We start from the raw sequence: 16889 nt of genomic DNA, 5'->3' as shown, positions 1-16889 counted from the left end.
GCCGGGGGTGGGAGTGGTATCAGGCAGGCGCAAAGGGGGAATCTCTATCGTTGCGTCGACGTAACGTCTATGTCGGCAGCCGTCGGTTGCTCCCGCTCACCCCGCCCTATTGTGCGATTCGGCGCGGGCCTCGATCGCCTTCACCGAGTTGCGGAACGCCTTCACGAGGACACTCTTGCCGACGGTTGCGACAACAACTTCCAGGAGCCGTCCGCGCAGGTTCTTACCCTCACGCACTGCGATGTAGTCCACGGTGGTCGTGCCGTCCTGGTTCACGGTGAAGTCGTACGTGTGTCCGGAGTTTCGGCCCCACGCGTTCGAATCGGTAGTGGTCAGTACGACGTGCGTGGGATTCGACCAGTCGTAGTGCAGCCGCTCCCACACTCCGCCGGAGCCCTCGGTCACGTCGGCCTGGGTTTTCCCCCGATCGTGAACTTGCAGGTACCTGTCGGCGCTGTTGCCGAACAGCTCTGCACGGCCCGGCCCGAAATCGGTCAGGGCTGCGATGAACTGTTCAGGAGTTGCACTTGTGTTCGCGTGCAGCTTGATGGTGGTCATTTTTTCCTTCATTCTTCTCGATGCGGTTCCGGGGTCTGCCGGGGGCATCTGCGTGGCCGCCGATGTCAGCGTCGTGGGCGGCGAACTTGCCTGCGTCAGTGTCCTCCGAGGAGTTGCTGGCCGCCGTCGACGTCGTATGTTGCGCCGGTCAGGGCGGTGTTGGTCATGATGTGCACTGCAAGAGCGGCGACGTCGGCCGGTCCGACGACGCGGCCGATCGGCAGCGTGGTGCGGAGCTCTGCGGCGCTCGTCGAGCCCGGCGCCGAGGAGCGATGCCGATAAGGGTGTGTCGACCATGGCGGACGCCGTGAGGGCGCGGCGGGCCTGTTCGAAGTCCATGTCGGCAAGGCGTGCATAGTAGGGGCGACCGGCGGTGACCATGACGTGGTCCACCGGTCCCGGGAGATGCTCGAAGAACCCGGCTAGGGCAACCGGGTCGTTGGCATCGAACGCCGCGGTGCTCAGCGCGCCGAGTTCGCTTGCTGCCTGCTGCAGCGTCGCCGTATTACGGCCGGCGAGGATGACGCCGGCGCCCTCGGCCCGGGCACACCGTGCCGTCTCCAGCCCAATCCCGGCGCTGCCGCCTATCACCACCACGGTTTGCCCACGCAACATCGGCTCGCGTGAAGCCGACGAGGCGGCAGCTGCGGTGCTCATCGGATCGCCTTCCCTCAGTCCGCCGCGGACGGTCCCGCGCCGACCGGACTGCGCGCAGCCGCGATCTCCCCTCGTAGTGCCTTCAGCGCGGAGACGTAGATCTCCGAGAAGGTCGGGAACGGCTGGATCGTGTCGCTGAGGACATCGAGCGGGACGCGGGCCCGGATCGCCAGTGTCGCCTGCTGCAGCCACTCGCCGGCCTCCGGCCCGAGCGCGTACGCGCCGGTCAGCCGTCCGCCGTCGCTAAGCAGGGTCAGGAAGCCGTTGCTCTCGGCGTAGGCACGGGTGTAGGTGGAGGTCTTCGGCAGTTCCGAGACCGGGACTGTGGCGCTGAAGCGGCCTTCAACGGCGCCGACCGCGGCGGCCTGCGGGTCGGTGTACGTGACCCGCGGAACGGCCTCATAGTTCGCCTCCCGCGCCTCCCCGAGAATGTTCGCCGCGGCGACATCGCCCTGGTACTTGCCGACGTGGGTCAGCGGCCAGATCCCGGTGACGTCACCGATCGCCCACAGCCCGTCCGACACGCGCAGGTGCGCATCGACCGCGACACCGTGCGGATCCGGCTCGATGCCGACGGTCTCCAGGCCGATCCCGTGAACGCGTGGGCGGCGCCCGGTGGCAACCAGCAGCCGATCACCGCGCAGCTCCCGGCCGTCGTCGTACGCCAGCACGTAATCCTCGCCGTCATGCCGCGCCGTAGTCGCGGCCGCAGACAGGACGAGTTCGATGCCCTCACGGCGCAGAACCTCGCCGAGGGCCTCGCCCAGCGGTGCCGGCTCCCGGCCGAGGACATGCGCGGAGTTGTCGGCCAGTGCCACCTCGCCACCGAAGCGGCGCACGGCCTGGGCCATCTCGACGCCGACCGGGCCGCCGCCGAGGATGACCAGGCGGCGGGGGACCGCTTTCATCGCGGTCGCCTCGCGGCTGGTCCACACGCCGTCGAGCTCTCGCAGGCCGGGGATCGGAGGAAAGACGGGGTCGGCGCCGTTGGCGAGGATCACGTGGCTGGCGGTGTGCCGTACGCCGTCGACCTCGACCACGCCGGCACCGGCGAGCCGGCCGGTGCCGCGCAGCAGGTCGATGCCGTGATCGGCCAGCCAGCGTTCCTGCCCGGCATCGGAGTAGTCCGAGACCATGTAGTCGCGCCACGCGAACGCCGCCTCGACGTCGACCTCGGCGGTGGCGGCCGCCTGGCGTGCCGCGTGCACCGCCTCACCGGGCCGCAGCAGGGTTTTTGACGGGATGCACGCCCAGTATGAGCATTCGCCGCCGACCAGTTCGCGCTCGACGACGGCCACGCGCAGGCCGCCCTCGGCGAGGGCGCCGACGCAGTGTTCGCCGGGGGAACCGGCGCCGATCACGATCACGTCGTAGTCGCTGTTCATGTCGGCAACTCCTCCCCGGCGTGCTCGCGCACCATGTAGAGCGCGTACCAGTCGGGCCAGTCCGGGTCTTCCTGGCCTGTTCGCTCCTCGTGCTTGCCATGGGCTGCCGCGGCCCTCCTCAGGGCCTCGGCAAGATCGTCCACGGAGTCATACGTTGTGGCCATCAGGCTCTCCTCTCAGGGGTTGGATGGTTCAGCGGCCCGGAAGGCGGGTCTTGATCTCCTGGAGCACCCAGCCGTTGCCGTCCGGATCACTGAACGAAGCAAATGAACCGTAATCCTTGTGTCCGGGAGCCGGCCCGTCCAGGCGCGCTTCGGTTCCGGCATGGTGGAAGACGCCCGTGGCATCGTGGAACGGTTCGCTGACGTCGACCCCGCGCGCGATCAGGTCGGCACGCGCCTCGTTGATGTCGTACACAGCGAGGTGCAGGCCCTGGGCCGAGCCCGGCGCCGCCGAACTGACGCCCTCACCAATAATGATCGAGCAGCCAGAACCCGGGGGCGTGAACTGCATCAGCCGGTAGCCGTCCTCCACAGCTGCTTCGGCGTCGAACCGCCAGCCCAGGCCCTGGTAAAAGCTCTTGGCACGGTCCACGTCCGAAACCGGCACGACGATGACCTCAAGCCTGAACTCCCCGGGCTTCACCGGCGGGCTCCCGGCTGCACTTTCCTTGCTTTCGTCGACGGTACTCATCCCGGCCTCCCTTGGTCGGGCGCGCCATGAAAGGGCGGCATCGGGCTCACAGGCGACCCGGGAAAGGCGTGCCGGCGCAGGCATCAGGCCAATGCTGCGGGGCTTACGCTGCGGGGTCGCCATGAGCTTTTCCTTGTCGCCCCCCGGCCGATCCTCAGCCGGGGACGCTGCCCTCGGGACCCCACAGTGGCCTCACCACCAGCGGAAGTCAAGGGCTCAACCAAACGGAGGCCGGCGCGTTGCGGGGGAGCGCCTGGGCCGGTCCTGGGGCAAGCATTGCCGCCACGGATCACTCCTCGACTGCGGCTGCTCACGGGGGATAGCCTGAGAGCGGACGGCCGCCATAGTCGTGCCGGATAATCCTGCCGCGGGCGTTGGCGGCGCGGGCGGGACCCGGAAGCGAGGCCGTGTCATGCAAGTCCCTGCAGGGAAGGGTGCCGGCAGCGGGTGGCCGGAACTCAGGGTTCAGGACTGGGCCGAGACCCGGGACACCCTGCACCTGTGGACCCAGATCGTCGGCAAGATCCGCATGGCCCATGCGCCGATGCTGAACCACTGGTGGCAAGTGACGCTGTACGTCACCCCGCGCGGGCTGACGACATCTTCCATCCCCTACGGCCATGACGCCTTTGACATGGAATTCGATTTCTGCGCACACGTCCTGCGGCTACGCACCAGCAACGGCATGAGTGCCAACGTCAACCTCTACCCGAAGCCGGTGGCCGAATTCCATGCCGAGACCTTCGCTGCCCTGGGCCGGCTCGGCATCGAGACGGCCATCCGGGCGGTGCCGAACGAGGTCGAACCGGCCATACCGTTCGCCGAGGACTACCTGCATGCCTCCTATGATCGCGAAGCCGTCCGGCTGTTCTGGCGCCAACTGATCCAGGCGGACCGCCTGCTCAATGTGTTCCGGTCCCGCTTTCAGGGCAAGGCGAGCCCTGTGCACTTCTTCTGGGGAGGAATGGATCTGGCCTGCACGCGGTTCTCCGGTCGGCCGGCGCCCAGACACCCGGGAGGGGTTCCGAGCTGCGCCGCCTGGGTCATGGAAGAGGGTTACTCCCACGAAGTCAGCAGCTGCGGTTTCTGGCCCGGCGGCGGAGAGGAGGGTGCGTTCTATGCCTACGCCTACCCGGAACCGGCAGGGTTCGCCGGGTACTCGGTGGAACCGGCCGAGGCAGCCTACGACCGAGCGTTCGGACTCTATCTGCTGCCCTATGAGGCGGTCCGTCGTGCGACCGACCCTGACCAGCATGTGCTGCAGTTCCTGCAGTCGACGTACCTTGCCGCAGCGGAGACCGGGCGCTGGGACCGCGCCGCGCTCGAGACGAATCCCGACAGGTTGCGGCATTCACCGGGCCGAGACAAGTAGGGCCGATTCCCTCCCCGGGGCGGGCCGGCCGGCGTAAAGTTGGGCTTGTTCCACGCGTACCCGAGCGAGGAGGCGGCCATGGCCGATGCCTCTGGTATTGATGTTTCCGTGCCGCCGAGCGGGACCGGCTGCGTTGAATGTGAAGCCGGCGGCGGCTGGTGGCTTCACCTGCGGCGGTGTGCCCAGTGCGGCCACATCGGCTGCTGCGACAATTCGCCCTCCCGGCACGCCACCGGACATGCCCACTCCACGGGGCACCCGGTCATCCGCAGCTTCGAGCCGGGCGAGAACTGGTTCTGGGACTACCGCAGCTCCACCTATTTTGACGGTCCGGAACTGGCGCCCCCGGTACATCATCCGGACGACCAGACGGTCCCCGGACCGGCCTCACGCGTGCCCGGCGGCTGGCAGGACCGGCTGCACTAGTCAAACAAAGGGACGGACAGTTCCCGGACCACGGGGCCTGGCCGTTCCGGCGAGGCCACGCCGGGCCTGGGGAAGCGGGGCAAGCTCACAGGGAGGAACCGATCGAGATGACATCCGCGTTGAGCTTTAACGTTTTCGATGCACCGGAGAAGCCAATGGTGGGGGACAGGCCCCGGCCGTTTGGGCCGCCCATGGCCTGGGACCCGATGACCTCGACGCTGATCTACGGCGAGAACGACGCGGTCCTGGTGGACCCGCTCACCACCGTCGCCGAGGCTGAGGCACTGGCAGCCTGGGTGGAGCTTCACCACCGCAACCTCACAAACATCTACATCACCCATGGCCACCTCGACCACTTCGCGGGCCTGACCGTGCTGTTGCGCCATTTCCCCGGCGCGCGTGCCATCGCCACGCCGAAATCGGTGGAGCTGGCGCGCGAACAGCCGGTCGCCTTCTACCGGAAACGCTTGCCCGGCCAGCTGCCGGCCGCGATCACGCTGCCCGAGCCGTACCCGGAGAAGGTCTTCCACTTGGAGAGCCACGAGCTGCGCATCATCGAGCAGGGCCATACCGACGCCGCAGACAGCACTTCCCTGCACGTGCCCTCAATCGACCTCGTCGTCGGCGGTGACGTCCTCTACAACCAGTGCCACCAGTACGTCGCCAAGCTCACCCCCGAAATCCGCGAGAACTGGATCGCCGCACTGGACCGGCTGGCGGCGCTGAACCCGAAAGCCGCGGTCGCCGGCCACAAGAAGCCGGGCGCCCCGGACACACCGGAGTCCATCGAGTGGACCAAGCGCTACCTCACCGACTTCGGTCGCCTGAAGGAGGAAACCTCCAACGACCGGGAGCTATTCGACAGTATGGGCCAGCAGTACCCTGACTGGGTCGCCCACCAGGCGTGGCTGATGTTCGGTCTGGCCTGAACAGCCCAGACCCAGGTGCATCAGCACTGCGACCCAGGGAGTGAACGTGTCAGGAAGCAATCCCGACCCGTTTGAGGAAAAGATCACGGGCTTGGAGCCGGGAGGCGGAGTTCCGCCAGGGGAGACCCCTCCGGGTGAAGCTTCGACGGGCGGGCCGCAGGGTCACGAAGAGAACGGCACGAAAATGGGCGCCCAGATTATCTGGATAGCCGGCATCGCAGTAGTGGTCCTCTTGTCGCTGCTGTACTTTGTCGGTTACATCGTGGGAATCCTCGACTAGCACACCCTGGGGACTGCGGACTGATCACGGACGGATCGTCGTCAGTCCCTGAAAGCCCGACACTAAATCGTCCGTCTAACTGTCGCCGCTCCCGCTATGGCATGAGGGCGTGCCTAGCGGCGGGTGCCAGAAGGCGAAGAGACCGAGCCTGCAGGCACCTTCGCTGTAGGGTTTGGCGATAAATGGCGGCATTCGGTGAGCGCTGCATGTCGCACGCCGAAGGCGGCCACCTGTCTCGTATCGCTAACGTTTTGAGACAGGGAGGTTTTGAGACCCGAGTTGGATGGAGTTCTGGGGAGGCTTGGATCTAGCGCTCGGGCGTGACATTGCCAGCTGCGATCGTGGCGAGATCGCCGCGGAACGTTTCGGGCTCGTGGTCTACGGGGAGGTTGACAGTGTCTTCGGCCCCGTCGAGCGATTCACGCGCGTCTGGCGTAAGTGAGGCGAAGAGGCTGGTGAGGTCTTCTTGTTCGGGTCCATCCTCAGCTATCAGTTCGAGTGTTTTGTGCTCGGCAGCTTCGATGTGGAGGCTGTCGATGAGGACGCGGGCGATTTGGTCCCGGGCGATGACGCCGTCTTTGGGTGAGCCGGACTGTCGTTTGTCGCCTTGGAGCATGACGATGTTCCGCTGGTCGGGTTGGTTGTAGTCGAACCAGCCGGGGCGCACGATCGTGTACGGGTTGCCGCTGCCGCGGACAAGTCGTTCGCTGCGCAGCTTCCACTGGGTGTAGGGGACGCCGGGTCGGGTGGTGCCGATGGCGGTCATGAGGGCGATGCGGACGGGTCGGCCGTCCAGTGTTTTGAGGACGTTGGCTACGCCGGCGTAGTCGTTGTCCCTGACATCGCGTTCACTCGTGGTGGATCCGTGGGTGAACACAATCGCTTCGATTCCCTCCATGGCGGGGCCAAGGGTTTCGGGACGAGTCAGGTCACCAACGACGAGGCCCACCCCGTCGGGCAGGGCGCGCGCAGCCCGGGCTTGGTCACGCACGAGCGCCCGGACGCTGTGACCCTGCCGGAGCGCTTCGGCGACTGCGTAGCGGCCGATGCTTCCGGTGGCGCCGATGATCAGCACGGATAAGGGACGGGGTGTCACTTTTTCTCCTTGACGGTGGGCGCAGTTGTTTCGTGCTGGGTGGCCGCCCAGCTGGCGAGGACTTTCAGTGCGTCTTCTGAGGGTGTGGCCGGATCTGCGGTGTAGACGTTGATGCGGAGTCCAGGGTCGGCGGGAAGTTCCATTGCTTCGTAGCTCAGGTCTAGGTCACCGACGATCGGGTGGTGGATCCGTTTGCGGCCGGTGCGGTGGTACTTCACGTCGTGCCGGGCCCACCTTGTGCGGAACTCCTCGCTGCGGGTGGAGAGTTCACCGATCAGGTCCGTGAGGTCTTTGTCGTAGGGGTTTTTCCCTGCCGCGGAGCGCAGGACCGCGACGACGTCGTCCGCGCTGCGTTCCCAATCAACGAAGAACTCCCGGGCTTTCGGGTTGAGGAAGGTGAACCGTGCGCTGTTCGGCGGGGTGGCCGGCTCTGCCATCATGTCCAGGTACAGGGCCCGGCCGAGTTCGTTGGCGGCCAGGACATCGCCACGGTCGTTACGGACCCAGGCCGGCGCAGCTGCGATCGCATCGATAACGCGCTGCACGCTGGGACGCACCGTCAGGGGGCTGCGCTTGCGCCGCACCCGCGGGGAAGCGGTGGCGGCGCGGGCGAGGTCAAAGAGGTGGGCCGTTTCGGCATCGTCGAGCTTCAGGGCCCGGGCGAGTGCCTCGATCACGCTGTCGGAGGCGCCGGAAAGGTTTCCGCGTTCCAACCGGATGTAGTAATCGATGCTCATCCCGGCGAGCATCGCGACTTCTTCCCGGCGCAGCCCGGTAACGCGCCGGTTTCCGCCATAGGCAGGCAGGCCGGCTTCCTCGGGCGTGATCCTGGCACGGCGGGAACTCAAGAACTGCCGCACGTCGTCGCTGTGTGTCATGGGATCCACGCTACGCGCGGCCGACGGGACGAGGGAGGGACTGGCATTACCCGGAACGACAGTGACTCCCGGCCCGTAAGAAATCACGGTTGCATGGAAAGCATGAAACCTGCACCCGCCACGGCTGCCCGCCCCGCCGCGATCCTAGCGATCATCCTTGCCAGCTATTTCATGATCCTGCTGGACAACTCGGTCATCTTCACAGCACTGCCCAGCCTGCAGGCTGACCTGCAGCTGAGCACGACTGAGCTCTCCTGGGTCCAGGACGCCTACACGCTGGTCTTCGGCGGGCTGCTACTCCTCGGCGCCCGGGCCGGGGACCTGCTGGGCCGGCGGCGCGTGTTCGTGTTCGGTCTGGTGGTGTTCTCGCTCGCGTCCCTGCTGATCGGGATGGCACCGGCAGAGTGGTGGGCGGTCGCCGGCCGCGCCGTTCAGGGCATCGGCGCCGCGATCGTAGCCCCCGCGTCCCTGTCGCTGCTCACGGCGAGTTTCCCGGAGGGCCGTGAACGCACCCGCGCGGTCGCTTTGTATGGCGCGACGGCAGGGATCGGCGCGAGCCTCGGCCTGGTCATCGGCGGCGCCCTGGCCCACTGGATCTCCTGGCGGGCCGGGTTCTTCGTCAACGTACCGATCGGCGCGGCGATGATCGCCCTCGCTCCACGGTTCCTCCCGGAAACCGGACGGGCCACCGGCCGCTTCGATCTGTTTGGAGCGCTCAGCGCCACCCTGGGTGTCGGGGCTCTCGTGTTTGGGATCATCAACACCGCCGAAGCCGGCTGGACCTCTCCGGTCACCGTCTCGGCCATCAGCGCCGGCGTCGTGCTCCTGGCCGTGTTCGTGCTGATCGAGCGCAAGGCCGCCCAGCCGATCATGCCGCTGCGCCTGTTCGCAAGCCGCCGCCGCACCGGCGCCTACCTTGCCCGCTTCCTGTACCTGGGCGCCATGATCGGGTTCTTCTTTTTCACCACCCAGTTCATGCAGGAAGTCCTCGGCTTCGACCCGCTGCAGGCCGGTATCGGCTTCCTGCCCATGACCGCGATCAATTTCGTTGTCGCCATGAGCATCACCCGGCTCGTGGGACGAATGCCCGGCTCGCTTGCGCTGCTGGCCGGCATCCTGCTCACCCTCGCAGGGATGTTCTGGCTCAGCCGCGCCGGCGTCGACTCCTCCTACCTGACCGGGGTGGCACTGCCGATGATCCTCATCGGCGCGGGCCAAGGCCTGGCGTTCGCGCCACTGACCTCCTTCGGCATTACCGGCGCCCCGGCTTCTGATGCAGGGGCAGCATCAGGTCTGGTGAACACCTTCCACCAGATCGGCACCTGCCTCGGGCTCGGCATCGCGGTCGCCGCCGCAGCCACCGTCCCCACAGGCGGTCCCGTCCCGGCGCACCTGGCCGCACAGGTCAGCGCCGCACTCACCACCGGCAGTGTCCTGCTGCTCCTGGCCCTGGCCATCACCGCGGCCCTCATCCTGCCTGCAGATCTGGCGGCACGGCGAACCAGGACACCAGGAACGCTCCTGCCCGCACCGGAGCGCGAGCCCGCCCGCTGAACGGCTGGAAACCCGCATCTCAATCGTTCCAAGGGACAAAACCTTCCCCTCAACCCAAGCGTTCAACAACACAAAGGAAAAGTTCGACATGAAAACACGTAAGCTCGGCGACGGCCTTGAAACCTCAGCCATCGGCCTCGGCTGCATGGGCCTCAGCTTCGGCCTCGGCGCCGCCACAGACAGGACCGAAGCCCTTGCCGTCATCCGGTCCGCCGCTGAACGCGGCGTCACCCTCTTCGACACCGCGGAAGGGTACGGCCCCTACGTCAACGAAGAACTCGTGGGCGAAGCACTGGAGCCGATCCGCGACAACGTTCTGATAGCCACGAAGTTCGGGTTCGACATCAACGCCAACGGCGAAACAGTCGGCCTCAACAGCAGGCCCGGACACATCCGCGAAGTCGTTGACGCCTCGGTGCGCCGCCTGCGCACCGACCACATCGACGTGCTGTATCAGCACCGGGTTGACCCCAACGTCCCGATGGAGGACGTCGCCGGGGCGGTCAAGGACCTCATTGCCGAAGGCAAAGTGCGCCATTTCGGACTGTCGGAAGCGAGCGAAACAAGCATCCGCCGCGCCCACGCCGTGCAGCCCGTCGCCGTCATCCAGGACCACTACTCGCTGTGGATGCGCGAGCCTGAAACCAAGAAGTTCGGAGTCTGCGAGGAACTCGGGATTGGCCTGGTCGCCTGGGGCCCGCTCGGGCAGGGATTCCTCACCGGCGGCATCACCCGGGACATGCGCTTCGACAACCCGAATGACCTCCGCGCCGACTTCCCGCGCTTCACCCCCGAGGCACTGGACGCCAACTTCGCCCTCGTCGATTTCCTCAAGGACTTCGGGGCCGAGAAGGACGCATCACCCGCGCAGATCGCACTCGCCTGGCTGCTGGCCCAGAAGCCGTGGGTCGTGCCGATCCCCGGCGGCACCCGCATCGCCCACCTGGACGACAACCTACCCGCGGCCGACCTCGAACTCACAGCAAACGACCTCCGGCGAATCGACGAAGCCCTGGCCGCCCTCGACCTCGTCGGCGCACCCCTGTCGGCCGGTCTGGATGCCGCCATTGACCGCGACCGCTGACCACCCCGTCAGTGCACCGCTCGGTCGTTTATACCGAGCACCGGACCAGCAACACCGGCACCTCAAGGGGGTACTGATGTGCACTCCCACGCGACCACCACGAGTGTTTGACTGAAAACTGCTTCTCAACCACGTAAGGAATCCCACTATGCGAGCAACCCTGATTTACGGCGCCGGAGATGTGCGCGTTGAAACAGTTCCCAATCCCACCATCCAGGAACCTACTGATGCGATCGTGCGCATCGTCGCCGGCTGCATCTGTGGCAGCGATCTTTGGCCGTACGGCTCCAAACCCGAAACCGAAGAAGGCGCCCGCATGGGTCACGAATTCGTCGGGATCATTGAAGAACTCGGCTCCGACGTGACCGGCCTGTTTGTGGGTGATTTCGTCATTGCACCGTTCGTCGCCTCTGACGGCACGTGCGATTTCTGCAAAGAAGGACTGCAGACCTCCTGCCGCAACGGTGCCCACTGGGGCGGTCACGACGACGGCGGCCAGGGCGAGTACGCCCGGGTCCCCCAGGCTTCAGGAACCCTCGTCGTCGTTCCGACCGGGTTCGACGAGAAGCTGATCCCGTCCCTGCTGAGCCTCTCCGATGTCATGTCCACCGGATACCATGCTGCGAAGAAGGCCGGCATCCAGCCCGGCCACACCGTTACCGTCATCGGTGACGGCGCCGTCGGGCTCTCCGCGGTTCTCTCCGCGAAGCTCATGGGTGCATCACGCATTATCCTCATGGGCCGCCACCAGAACCGTACCGACCTTGGCCGCGAATTCGGCGCCACCGATGTCGTCGCCGAGCGCGGCGCAGAAGGCATCGCCAAGGTCCGGGAACTCACCAACGGCGACGGAACCCACACGGTGCTCGAAGCCGTGGGCCTCAAGCCCGCACTCGAGATGTCGATCGGCGTCGTCCGGGACGGCGGCGTGATCAGCCGCGTCGGTGCCCCGCAGTTCTCCGATGTTCCCCTCGGATTCGGCGAGTTCATGCGCAACATCACCCTCACCGGCGGCGTCGCACCGGCCAGGGCCTACATCGACGAGCTGCTGCCGCTCGTGCTCGACGGCAGCATCGAACCCGGCAAGGTCTTCGACCGCACCATCGGCCTGGACGACGTCCCGGCCGGATACAAGGCCATGGCCGACCGCGAAGCACTCAAAGTACTCGTCCGCCCCTAACGAAAAGGACCTGAACCCATGGACACCACCCTCAACAACGGCGTCGTCATGCCCGCACTCGGGCTCGGCGTCTTCCAAAGCCCGCCCGAAGAAACAACGGCGGCCGTGGAGGCCGCCCTGGCAACAGGCTACCGGCACATCGACACCGCCGCCGCCTACGGCAACGAACGCGAAGTCGGCAAGGGCATCCGCCGCTCCGGCCTGGACCGCTCTGACGTGTTCATTGAAACCAAGGTCTGGGTCAGCGACTACGGCTACGACGAAACCCTGCACGCCTGGGAAAAGGCAGTAGGCAAGCTCCGGGTGGACTACCTGGACCTGCTGATCCTCCACCAGCCGGTACCCAGCCGCTTCGAGAAGACCATCGCCGCGTACAAGGCGCTGGAGACCCTGCTCGCCGACGGGCGCGTCCGCGCGATCGGTGTCAGCAACTTCATGCCACACCACCTCAAACAGCTGCTCGCCGAAACCGACGTGGTCCCGGCCGTGAACCAGGTTGAGCTGCACCCGTACTTCAGCCAGCCCGACGTCCAGGCAGCCAACACTGAGCACGGCATCCTCACCCAGGCATGGTCGCCGATCGGCGGCATCACGTTCTACCCCGGCTGGGGCGAGGACCGGAAAAACGTCATGGAAGACCCAACCATCGCCGCGATCGCTGCAGCGCACGGCAAAACACCGGCACAGGTGATGTTGCGCTGGCACCTGCAGCAGGGCCGCTCAGTCATCCCCAAGTCCACCAACCCGGGTCGCATCGCCGAAAACTTCGATGTGTTCGACTTCGAACTGTCCATAGGCGAGCTGGCCGCTATCGACGCCCTGGACACCGGCATGCGGAACGGTCCCGACCCCGATGTCTTCCGGGATCAGTGGTTTGACCGGTCCATCCCCGAAGCCTAAGCCCGTCAGAACCAGCAGATAGAAGGCAACCACGATGGAATACCGTCCGCTTGGCCGCACAGGAGTGAAGGTCAGCCCGTTGTGCCTCGGTGCGATGATGTTCGGACCCTGGGGTAACGACGACCGCGCCGACTCCATCCGCATCATCCACCACGCACTCGACGCCGGCATTAACTTTGTCGACACCGCCGATGTCTACTCGGGCGGGGCCTCCGAGGAAATCGTGGGAGAGGCGCTGCAGGGCCGGCGCGATGACGTCTTCCTCGCCACCAAATTCTTCATGCCCATGAACGAGGATGATCCCAACCAGCGATGCGGCTCCCGCCGGTGGATCGTCCGCTCCGTCGAGGACTCGCTGCGCCGGCTGAACACTGACTACATCGACCTCTACCAGGTACACCGGCCCAGCCCGGACACGGACGTTGAAGAAACCCTCGGCGCGCTCAGCGACCTCATCCACCAAGGCAAAGTCCGCTACATCGGCTCATCGTCCTACTCCGGATCCCAGATCGTGGAAGCCCAGTGGGCGTCACGCGACCGGAACCTGGAGCGGTTCGTCACCGAACAGCCCCCCTACTCGATCCTGGTCCGCGGCATCGAAGAGGACATCCTCCCCACCGTGCAGCGGCACGGCATGGGCACCCTGACCTACAGCCCACTGTCCGGCGGCTGGCTCTCGGGCAGGTGGCGGAAGGACTCTGCGTCCGCGCCCAGCTCCAGCGCCCGCCCGAGCGCCCGGTTCGACATGTCGAAAGCCGCGAACCAGCGCAAGCTGGACATCGTCGAAGACCTGGCCCTTCTGGCCGAGGAGGCCGGAATGACGCTGATCGAGCTAGCGATCGCGTTCGTGATCAACCACCCCGGCGTCACCTCCGCGATTGTTGGGCCGCGCACCATGGAACAGCTGGAGTCCTACCTGCCCGCCGCAGACATCAGCCTGTCAACCGACGTGCTGGACCGCATCGACGAGCTCGTCGCGCCAGGCGTGACCGTCAACCCTGACGACAACAGCTACGGCGCGCACGAACTCACGCCGCAGGCACGGCGACGGATACGGCCGTGACCGCAGAGGTGATCGAAGCCCTCCATGAGGCCATGTGCGAGGCGATGGTGGCCGGTGATCTGGGAGAGCTGGATGACATCCTTGCCGAGGGATTCACGCTCACGCACATGACCGGATACGTGCAGTCACGATCGGAATGGCTTGATGCCATCGATACCGGCGAGATGCAGTACCACCGGATGGAAACAGTCCAGGCCCGCCACGGCACGGACCCCACCGTGCCGGAGCTGACCGCCAGAACTCTGACGGACGCAACAATCTGGGGTTCCAGGGCCACCTGGCGACTGGTGTTGCGCTCATGGTTCGAACCGCGTGGAGACGGCTGGGTCATCACCCGCACGGTCGCCTCCACCTGGTAACCACCGGAACCGGCACATCATCGGCAGGACGCCGGCACTGGAACAAACACACATTGAAGGGAGATGTCATGGAGGGCCTGGAAACCGTTGTGCTGTTGGGTGTTACCGTGCTGGCTGGCGCCATCCTGGCTCCCCGGCTCAGGGTGGCCGCGCCCTTGCTGCTGCTGGTCTTTGGCCTCCTCCTTGGCCTCATTCCGCAGCTGCGGCCGATCGAGCTGCCACCGGAGACGGTGCTGCTGATCTTCCTGCCGGTGATGCTGTTCTGGGAAAGCCTGACCACTTCGCTCCGGTCGATCCGCCGGGACCTGCGCGGCATCGTCTTGCTCAGCACCCTGCTGGTGGTCGCCTCCGCCCTCGCCGTTGCAGGTGTGGCACACCTCCTTGTCCTGCCATGGAATACCGCACTCATTCTCGGCGCGGCCCTGGCTCCACCGGACGCCACAGCTGTCACTGCTTTGGGCCGGATGCTGCCGCGCCGGAACTTCATGCTCCTCAAGGCCGAGAGCCTGACCAATGACGGCACTGCCCTGGTGCTGTACGCCATCGCGGTGGGCGCCACATTGGGCGCCAACTACACGCCCCTCAATATCGCCGGTTTGTTCGCCCTCTCCTATGTTGGAGGAGCGGCCGCCGGCATCCTGGTGGCATGGGCGGCCTACCTGCTCCTGGTCCGGGTGCGCGACGCGCTCATCATCAATGTCACTTTGCTGATTACCCCGTTCGCCGCGTTCCTGCTCGCCGAGGCAGTTCACGCTTCCGGAGTGCTGGCTGTTGTTGCTGCCGGATTGATCGTCTCCTTCACCGCCGGCCGGATCAGCACGGCAGCATCTCGCCGCCAGACCGAGTCGGCGTGGCCGCTGGGCTCCTACCTCCTCAACGGTGCCCTGTTCGTCCTCATCGGCCTTCAGGTGCAGGCCGCCATGCACGACATTGATGCCCGCGATGTTGGCCGGCTTCTGCTGTCCACCGTTGCCGTGTGGCTGGCGCTCATCATCATCCGGTTCGTGTTCCAAACCGTCAGCGTGGCCGTGATCCGGGTCCTGGACCGGCGCCCCTCCCAACGCGGGCGCAGGATGAGCTACCGGGCACGGATCGTCAGCTCCATTGCCGGGTTCCGCGGAGCGGTCTCCCTTGCTATCGCCTTGTCCGTGCCATTGGCACTGAATGACGGCACCCCGCTCCCCGGGCGCGACGACGTCATCTTCATCAGTGCCGGTGTGATCGTGTTGAGCATGCTCGTCCAGGGACCATTGCTTCCTATAGTCGTTCGGTGGGCCAGGCTTCCGGAGGAACCAGAGGAGGAAGAGCTCCGGATGGCCGAACTGGCCATCACCTCCGCCGCCGTCACCGCCATCGACGAACTGGCCCAGGAACTTGGGACCAGCGCAGGTGTTCGAGGCCGCGTTGCGGACGAGTACCAGACCCACCTGTCGGTGATCCAGGCGCTCAAAGCCGGTTCCGATGCGGACTCCACGACGCAATCGCGCCGGCAAGAAGTAAGCCTCCGCCAGGCCGTCCTCAAGCGGAAGCGGGAAGTACTCCTGGGGCTCCGCCTCGCGGGCACGGTCGATGACAGCGTGGCCCGGAGAATCCAGACCAGGCTCGATGTAGAGGAACAACGCCTGACCGGCGTCGAAGACATCGACTGACTGCGTCCCAGAACGCGACACCGAATGAATGCCTACCGAGAGAAGGAACATCATGACTGACCAACCCAAGCAGATCGGCGGTGGCCGGAAAATGTTCGGCGACTTCGCCCCGAAGCTCGCCGAACTCACCGACGACATGCTCTCGAGGACGTCTGGAATCGTCCCGAACTAAGCGCCCGAGACCGCAGCCTCATCACAGTAGCCGTACTCACCGCCGGCGGGAACACCCAGCAGCTGGGCTCCCACCTCGGCCGCGCCATCGAAAACGGCGTGACCCAGGACGAGCTCATTGAAGCCATCACCCATGTCACGCTCTACGCGGGCTGGCCCACAGGCATGTCCGCGATGGGTGTCGCCAAGGAACTCTTCACGGACAACACAAGTAGGGACGACCATGAACATTGAACCCACCGCCCCTACCACCAAGAACCCGGCAGCCCAGTTTGCAGGCGACGTGTGGCTGGACCCGATCGCCCTTCCCCACGAAGACGACCAGACGATGGTCGTCGCAACGGTCCGCTTCGCTCCCGGCGCGCGGACAGCCTGGCACTCCCACCAGCACGGCCAGTATTTGCGCGTCACCCAAGGCGTGGGCCGTTTCGGGACCCGGGACGGAAACATCGTCGAAGTTCACCCTGGCCAAACGCTCTACACCCCGCCCGGTGAGGAGCACTGGCACGCCGCAGCACCCGGCTGCTTCATGGAACACATCGCCATGCTCCAAAACGGCGAAGACCCGTCCAAAACCACAACGTGGGCCGAGCACATCACCGACGACGAATACAACGGCCGATAAACCAAGCGCCTACACCTTGTCCCGCAACCC

18 protein-coding genes and 1 pseudogene are annotated in these 16889 nt (G+C 65.9%); 13 read left to right on the top strand and 6 right to left on the bottom strand.

Features of this window, described 5'->3' with window-relative positions; all coding sequences use genetic code 11:
- Positions 1 to 96: 96 nt before the first annotated feature.
- The 4 genes from QFZ65_RS12785 to QFZ65_RS12770 are packed head-to-tail and all read right to left on the bottom strand — an operon-like array spanning position 97 to position 3293.
- Entirely contained in the window at positions 97 to 1215 is a 1119-nt protein-coding gene (locus QFZ65_RS12785) for an SDR family NAD(P)-dependent oxidoreductase (RefSeq protein WP_306910961.1), read from the bottom strand.
- A gap of 14 nt (positions 1216 to 1229) precedes the next feature.
- The gene (locus QFZ65_RS12780; RefSeq protein WP_306910960.1) at positions 1230 to 2600 is read right to left on the bottom strand and encodes an NAD(P)/FAD-dependent oxidoreductase; all 1371 of its coding nucleotides are present in this window, start codon (positions 2598 to 2600) and stop codon (positions 1230 to 1232) included.
- Positions 2597 to 2764 carry a hypothetical protein gene (locus tag QFZ65_RS12775; RefSeq protein ID WP_306910958.1) on the bottom strand — a complete coding sequence of 56 codons (168 nt, stop codon included), beginning with the start codon at positions 2762 to 2764 and terminating at the stop codon, positions 2597 to 2599. Before QFZ65_RS12775 ends, QFZ65_RS12780 begins: the two co-directional genes overlap by 4 nt.
- A 28-nt stretch (positions 2765 to 2792) precedes the next feature.
- Entirely contained in the window at positions 2793 to 3293 is a 501-nt protein-coding gene (locus QFZ65_RS12770) for a VOC family protein (protein WP_306910956.1), read from the bottom strand.
- Positions 3294 to 3705: 412 nt separating this feature from the next.
- Between QFZ65_RS12770 and QFZ65_RS12765 the strand changes: the two genes are divergently transcribed.
- The 4 genes from QFZ65_RS12765 to QFZ65_RS12750 all read left to right on the top strand — a co-directional run bounded on the left by QFZ65_RS12765 (position 3706) and on the right by QFZ65_RS12750 (position 6300).
- A complete protein-coding gene (locus QFZ65_RS12765) occupies positions 3706 to 4665 on the top strand; it encodes a DUF5996 family protein (RefSeq protein WP_306910954.1) in 960 nt (319 codons plus the stop codon).
- 78 nt (positions 4666 to 4743) lie between these two features.
- Entirely contained in the window at positions 4744 to 5091 is a 348-nt protein-coding gene (locus tag QFZ65_RS12760) for a UBP-type zinc finger domain-containing protein (protein WP_306910952.1), read from the top strand.
- Between the two features lie 107 nt (positions 5092 to 5198).
- A complete protein-coding gene (locus tag QFZ65_RS12755; protein ID WP_306910950.1) occupies positions 5199 to 6020 on the top strand; it encodes an MBL fold metallo-hydrolase in 822 nt (273 codons plus the stop codon).
- 46 nt (positions 6021 to 6066) lie between these two features.
- Positions 6067 to 6300 (top strand): DUF6480 family protein, encoded by a 234-nt coding sequence (locus QFZ65_RS12750; protein ID WP_306910948.1) that lies wholly within the window; start codon positions 6067 to 6069, stop codon positions 6298 to 6300.
- 307 nt (positions 6301 to 6607) lie between these two features.
- Here QFZ65_RS12750 and QFZ65_RS12745 read toward each other — a convergent pair whose 3' ends face one another.
- Positions 6608 to 7396, bottom strand: a complete 789-nt coding sequence (locus tag QFZ65_RS12745) for an SDR family oxidoreductase (protein ID WP_306910945.1) — start codon at positions 7394 to 7396, stop codon at positions 6608 to 6610.
- The gene (locus QFZ65_RS12740; RefSeq protein ID WP_306910944.1) at positions 7393 to 8274 is read right to left on the bottom strand and encodes a helix-turn-helix transcriptional regulator; all 882 of its coding nucleotides are present in this window, start codon (positions 8272 to 8274) and stop codon (positions 7393 to 7395) included. Before QFZ65_RS12740 ends, QFZ65_RS12745 begins: the two co-directional genes overlap by 4 nt.
- A 102-nt stretch (positions 8275 to 8376) precedes the next feature.
- Between QFZ65_RS12740 and QFZ65_RS12735 the strand changes: the two genes are divergently transcribed.
- The 9 genes and pseudogenes from QFZ65_RS12735 to QFZ65_RS12695 all read left to right on the top strand — a co-directional run bounded on the left by QFZ65_RS12735 (position 8377) and on the right by QFZ65_RS12695 (position 16859).
- Positions 8377 to 9828 carry an MFS transporter gene (locus QFZ65_RS12735; RefSeq protein ID WP_306910943.1) on the top strand — a complete coding sequence of 484 codons (1452 nt, stop codon included), beginning with the start codon at positions 8377 to 8379 and terminating at the stop codon, positions 9826 to 9828.
- 88 nt (positions 9829 to 9916) lie between these two features.
- On the top strand, positions 9917 to 10912 hold the full coding sequence (locus QFZ65_RS12730; RefSeq protein ID WP_306910940.1) for an aldo/keto reductase: 996 nt from the start codon (positions 9917 to 9919) through the stop codon (positions 10910 to 10912).
- A 148-nt stretch (positions 10913 to 11060) separates the two neighbouring features.
- Complete coding sequence (locus QFZ65_RS12725; RefSeq protein ID WP_306910939.1) at positions 11061 to 12092, top strand: zinc-dependent alcohol dehydrogenase family protein; 1032 nt, start codon at positions 11061 to 11063, stop codon at positions 12090 to 12092.
- A gap of 18 nt (positions 12093 to 12110) precedes the next feature.
- Positions 12111 to 12992, top strand: a complete 882-nt coding sequence (locus QFZ65_RS12720) for an aldo/keto reductase (RefSeq protein ID WP_306910937.1) — start codon at positions 12111 to 12113, stop codon at positions 12990 to 12992.
- A gap of 34 nt (positions 12993 to 13026) precedes the next feature.
- Complete coding sequence (locus QFZ65_RS12715) at positions 13027 to 14055, top strand: aldo/keto reductase (RefSeq protein ID WP_306910935.1); 1029 nt, start codon at positions 13027 to 13029, stop codon at positions 14053 to 14055.
- A complete protein-coding gene (locus QFZ65_RS12710; RefSeq protein ID WP_306910932.1) occupies positions 14052 to 14414 on the top strand; it encodes a nuclear transport factor 2 family protein in 363 nt (120 codons plus the stop codon). Before QFZ65_RS12715 ends, QFZ65_RS12710 begins: the two co-directional genes overlap by 4 nt.
- Before the next feature lie 68 nt (positions 14415 to 14482).
- Positions 14483 to 16063, top strand: a complete 1581-nt coding sequence (locus QFZ65_RS12705; RefSeq protein WP_306910930.1) for a Na+/H+ antiporter — start codon at positions 14483 to 14485, stop codon at positions 16061 to 16063.
- 168 nt (positions 16064 to 16231) lie between these two features.
- Positions 16232 to 16468 (top strand): annotated as a pseudogene (locus QFZ65_RS12700) (carboxymuconolactone decarboxylase family protein); the annotation flags it as partial.
- Entirely contained in the window at positions 16458 to 16859 is a 402-nt protein-coding gene (locus QFZ65_RS12695; RefSeq protein ID WP_306910928.1) for a cupin domain-containing protein, read from the top strand. The pseudogene QFZ65_RS12700 and the gene QFZ65_RS12695, both read left to right, overlap by 11 nt.
- The last annotated feature ends 30 nt before the right edge of the window (positions 16860 to 16889 follow it).

Source organism: Arthrobacter sp. B3I9 (assembly GCF_030816935.1).
Taxonomy (GTDB): domain Bacteria; phylum Actinomycetota; class Actinomycetes; order Actinomycetales; family Micrococcaceae; genus Arthrobacter.
Note: the sequence above shows the minus strand (reverse complement) of the source record. Positions and strands in the feature narration are given on the sequence as shown.

What these genes read in the sequence shown, in the direction of transcription:
- QFZ65_RS12740 (WP_306910944.1), bottom strand. Translation starts at nt 8,274, where the DNA reads ATGACACACAGCGACGACGTGCGGCAGTTCTTGAGTTCCCGCCGTGCC.
- QFZ65_RS12770 (WP_306910956.1), bottom strand. Translation starts at nt 3,293, where the DNA reads ATGAGTACCGTCGACGAAAGCAAGGAAAGTGCAGCCGGGAGCCCGCCG.
- QFZ65_RS12775 (WP_306910958.1), bottom strand. Translation starts at nt 2,764, where the DNA reads ATGGCCACAACGTATGACTCCGTGGACGATCTTGCCGAGGCCCTGAGG.
- QFZ65_RS12780 (WP_306910960.1), bottom strand. Translation starts at nt 2,600, where the DNA reads ATGAACAGCGACTACGACGTGATCGTGATCGGCGCCGGTTCCCCCGGC.
- QFZ65_RS12720 (WP_306910937.1), top strand. Translation starts at nt 12,111, where the DNA reads ATGGACACCACCCTCAACAACGGCGTCGTCATGCCCGCACTCGGGCTC.
- QFZ65_RS12755 (WP_306910950.1), top strand. Translation starts at nt 5,199, where the DNA reads ATGACATCCGCGTTGAGCTTTAACGTTTTCGATGCACCGGAGAAGCCA.
- QFZ65_RS12695 (WP_306910928.1), top strand. Translation starts at nt 16,458, where the DNA reads ATGAACATTGAACCCACCGCCCCTACCACCAAGAACCCGGCAGCCCAG.
- QFZ65_RS12715 (WP_306910935.1), top strand. Translation starts at nt 13,027, where the DNA reads ATGGAATACCGTCCGCTTGGCCGCACAGGAGTGAAGGTCAGCCCGTTG.
- QFZ65_RS12705 (WP_306910930.1), top strand. Translation starts at nt 14,483, where the DNA reads ATGGAGGGCCTGGAAACCGTTGTGCTGTTGGGTGTTACCGTGCTGGCT.
- QFZ65_RS12735 (WP_306910943.1), top strand. Translation starts at nt 8,377, where the DNA reads ATGAAACCTGCACCCGCCACGGCTGCCCGCCCCGCCGCGATCCTAGCG.
- QFZ65_RS12765 (WP_306910954.1), top strand. Translation starts at nt 3,706, where the DNA reads ATGCAAGTCCCTGCAGGGAAGGGTGCCGGCAGCGGGTGGCCGGAACTC.
- QFZ65_RS12725 (WP_306910939.1), top strand. Translation starts at nt 11,061, where the DNA reads ATGCGAGCAACCCTGATTTACGGCGCCGGAGATGTGCGCGTTGAAACA.
- QFZ65_RS12785 (WP_306910961.1), bottom strand. Translation starts at nt 1,215, where the DNA reads ATGAGCACCGCAGCTGCCGCCTCGTCGGCTTCACGCGAGCCGATGTTG.
- QFZ65_RS12760 (WP_306910952.1), top strand. Translation starts at nt 4,744, where the DNA reads ATGGCCGATGCCTCTGGTATTGATGTTTCCGTGCCGCCGAGCGGGACC.
- QFZ65_RS12730 (WP_306910940.1), top strand. Translation starts at nt 9,917, where the DNA reads ATGAAAACACGTAAGCTCGGCGACGGCCTTGAAACCTCAGCCATCGGC.